Genomic DNA, 3,231 nt, shown 5'->3' on the forward strand with positions numbered 1-3,231 from the left:
CTTTTTGGGCATATTTTTGTATCATTTATCTGTTTGTACATATATTGTGCAATATTAAATCGTTTGAAGGCAGCCAAACTTTTAACTCAAATATCTCCTCACGATCTCCTCACAAAGTTCAGTAAAGTTTACGCATATCAGGTGGGTGAGGGTACTGAATTGTCAGAGGTTCCAAAGAGGGTTCGGGACTTGTCGCGCAAATTAAATTACCCAATATTCCCTAACTGATGCCGAGTTCAGGAGTGTAAGTAATTTAAGTCTTCAATAACTGTATGATTCTTTCTGGATATAGGCGAATTGAGGGTAATTGTTCAACCATTTAATTGATTGATTCGTCTTATGAGCACAATTGGACAAAAAGATTGAATTATATGTGATAATTCAAAAGAACCCATTTTTGTGATTTTCCCGAGGAGAGAACAATCCTAAAAATTTTCCGGAATCAGAGGAGCAAAGACAGAATGTATAACTAACTTTGTAGAAGATTGAGGTATGAATAATTCATCGGCGTTGCGAGGGGTTGCCACGGTTAGTTTTTTTGCATTCGATGTTGATGCTGCGAAGAGATGGTATGCTGAACTCCTTGGCAGTGATCCGTATTTTGAAGTTCCGGGATATGCCGAATTTCGTATTGGAGATTACGAGCTTGAACTTGGTATCATTGATAAGAGATATGTATCCGGGAATTTGGGTACTGAACCGGCAGGTGCTGTTATCTACTGGCACGTGGATGATATTCAAAAAACTTTCGACAGATTGCTCTCGATGGGGGCAACGAAGCATGAAGAAATCCGGGACCGGGGAAATGGTTTCATCACTGCATCTGTGGTGGATCCATTCGGGAATATTCTGGGGATTATGTTCAATCCACACTACCTGGGTGTTATGAAAGCTCAAAAAGGGGAGGGTAATTCTCTTTAATGGTATTTTATGCCGATTTTTCCGGGATATCCTGAATTATACTGTAAGGCCCAGTTTACCATGTTAATTCATGGATTTTTTTGATCTTATATCACCAGTTTTCCACCAGAAAATTTTGAATTCACTGGGATTCCGATGAATATTCTTTCAGGTATCCGGATGAAAGCTCATATGCGGTCATTACCGTTTCCTGATCAATCTTTGGAACACCGCAGGCTACAATGTGTATGGTTTTTGTCGCAGGGGTTATCTTTGTCCTGTCAGAATCCCGGTATGGGTAAACAGCAATTATCTCCTTTTCATCGGTCAGAATAACCTGGTTTGTACGGAGTTCAATCGGGTTTTTCATTCCGATTCCAAGAAATTCTTCTCCTTCCTGTGCAAATCGCATCGTGAGTTCTCCTTGCAGGAGGTCTGCATCAAAAGCTCCGATTGGCACACCGGTCTCAATAGATGCAAGATTATAGGCATCAACAGCCGTGTTAATAGTCGGTAGTATCTTTCCGGATAGTATTCTTCTGACAAGGGCTTCAGAGGCCGGCCTCGTTTTTGTCGGATCTATCCCAACGCTCCAGAAAAAATCCCGGTATGCCCTGAAAAGAGGATTGTCTTTCACCTCTTCAAGAGTATACCTATCTTTTGTGCTGGTGATGATGGTACCTTTGAGTTTCTCCAGTTCAGGGTTCCTGTCCGTGATACATAGTGGTCCTACATCGCCTTCTGCAATAAAAAGGCCCGGAAAGGTTGTAAAGATAGCATCGTCTATTTTCATTAATGGTATTTTTCCGGCCGGGATGATAAATTGAAAGGGTATTAATCCATACTGCCGGTATGAGTGTCCCCTATCCGATACCCAGAAAATCCTTTTTATGGTATGTATGGTATGTACCTCCCCGGACTTTTGTGTGAAATCTCTGATGGAATAAGGAGGCAGGGGTTTAGGGGAGTTTTTCTCGCATTTTTAGTAGGGGTCACAAATCCTGATATAATAAGAAAACAGAATTTATTCCTTCAATAGGATACCTTGTGTCTTCCAGAAAAGTATGTGCATCATGTGCACGTATGTGCACGAATGTGCATTTTACTTTGCACATAAAAAACGGCACAATTGGGTCTCAATGTTAAAACTGCTCCTTCTTTTTTGATTTTTTATTTTGTGTGCACAATTTTCCAGATCACTAATAGAGAGGTACATGAATATTTGTAAAATTTTGTCTCTCTTGTGATCCAGAAATTTATGCACATACTAGTAATAATAACATAAATAATTATTATTTTTAGATAATCTGGATAAATCTGGCTCCTTTAATGTGCAAATTGTTTTGCACACACGTGCACATTCATGCACATAATGCACATACTTTGGAATAGGAGGAGAATATTCGGCTAATTATTAAAATAGTAATAAACCGATGTGATTTTTTGAAAATGTCAATTATGGTGCGGAAAAAGGGACAATATCTATGAATAATTCTCTATACGACCGATAATAATAATAAAATTTAACGAACGAAAAAAATTTTTTTACTTAAAAAGATATCTCCGCTGGATTGTGGAACAATCGGTTCGTATTAATTGCTTATTTTTCATTCTAAATCCCTACGGCACGAATTAGAGGTGGAAACTTGTAGTTCAAATCCCATAAAATGTCAAAAATTGTAACATTTTTCTCTTTTAAAAAACAATATCACACTCACTCTAAAAAAAGGTCCAAATAATTAGAATTTTTTAGAAACATATGATTATGGATTTCTAATATTCTCAACGAGTCTTACACATAAAAAAATGAAATCTGTTTCAAATACTAATTTTAATACAAGAATTGATTCATACTAAATTATTCACATCCTTTCTCTATAATTTCAATATATTCGCGAAATAAATATTTTTTATATCGTTTCTTTCCGGTCATTTCGGTAATTATACCAAGTTCTTCAAAGGTATGAACCATGTCATATGCAGTTTGACGATTGGTATGAAGTGATTCCTGTATTTGAGGAACAGTAATTATCGGAGATTTAAATATAAGATCCGTTAATCTAATCGCTAGTAGAGAAGTTTTTTCACCAGTATGGAGTTGATCAATAATTTTTTGCTTAAGAGAGATAATCTCCTGAACTGTTTTCAAGGCTTCATCTGATATCTCCTGAATTCCCTGGAGAAAGAATAAGACCCACATTTCCCATGCTCCATCATATCTTACTTCATTAAGAAGTTGGTAATACCGATCCTGATGTCGTTTCAAGTACCTGAATTTATGAATTTATATCTCATTTTGCATAGCGTGATCTGAAAAAATTAGTTTAGAAT

General features: G+C 36.9%; 3 protein-coding genes and 1 pseudogene. 2 read left to right on the forward strand and 2 right to left on the reverse strand.

Annotation, left to right across the window (positions count from 1 at the left end; translation table 11 throughout):
• Together DLD82_RS19070 and DLD82_RS17660 are read left to right on the forward strand one after the other, a co-directional pair.
• Positions 1 to 228: pseudogene (locus DLD82_RS19070) on the forward strand (hypothetical protein); the annotation flags it as partial.
• 264 nt (positions 229 to 492) lie between these two features.
• On the forward strand, positions 493 to 921 hold the full coding sequence (locus DLD82_RS17660) for a VOC family protein (protein WP_109942454.1): 429 nt from the start codon (positions 493 to 495) through the stop codon (positions 919 to 921).
• A gap of 121 nt (positions 922 to 1,042) precedes the next feature.
• On the opposite strand, the gene DLD82_RS17665 is transcribed toward DLD82_RS17660, so the two are convergent.
• Positions 1,043 to 1,693 carry a B3/B4 domain-containing protein gene (locus DLD82_RS17665; protein WP_109942455.1) on the reverse strand — a complete coding sequence of 217 codons (651 nt, stop codon included), beginning with the start codon at positions 1,691 to 1,693 and terminating at the stop codon, positions 1,043 to 1,045.
• Between the two features lie 1,065 nt (positions 1,694 to 2,758).
• Positions 2,759 to 3,166, reverse strand: coding sequence for a helix-turn-helix domain-containing protein (locus DLD82_RS17675; RefSeq protein ID WP_109942457.1), 408 nt, complete (start codon positions 3,164 to 3,166; stop codon positions 2,759 to 2,761).
• Positions 3,167 to 3,231: the final 65 nt, after the last annotated feature.

This window comes from Methanospirillum stamsii (genome assembly GCF_003173335.1).
Lineage (GTDB): Archaea > Halobacteriota > Methanomicrobia > Methanomicrobiales > Methanospirillaceae > Methanospirillum > Methanospirillum stamsii.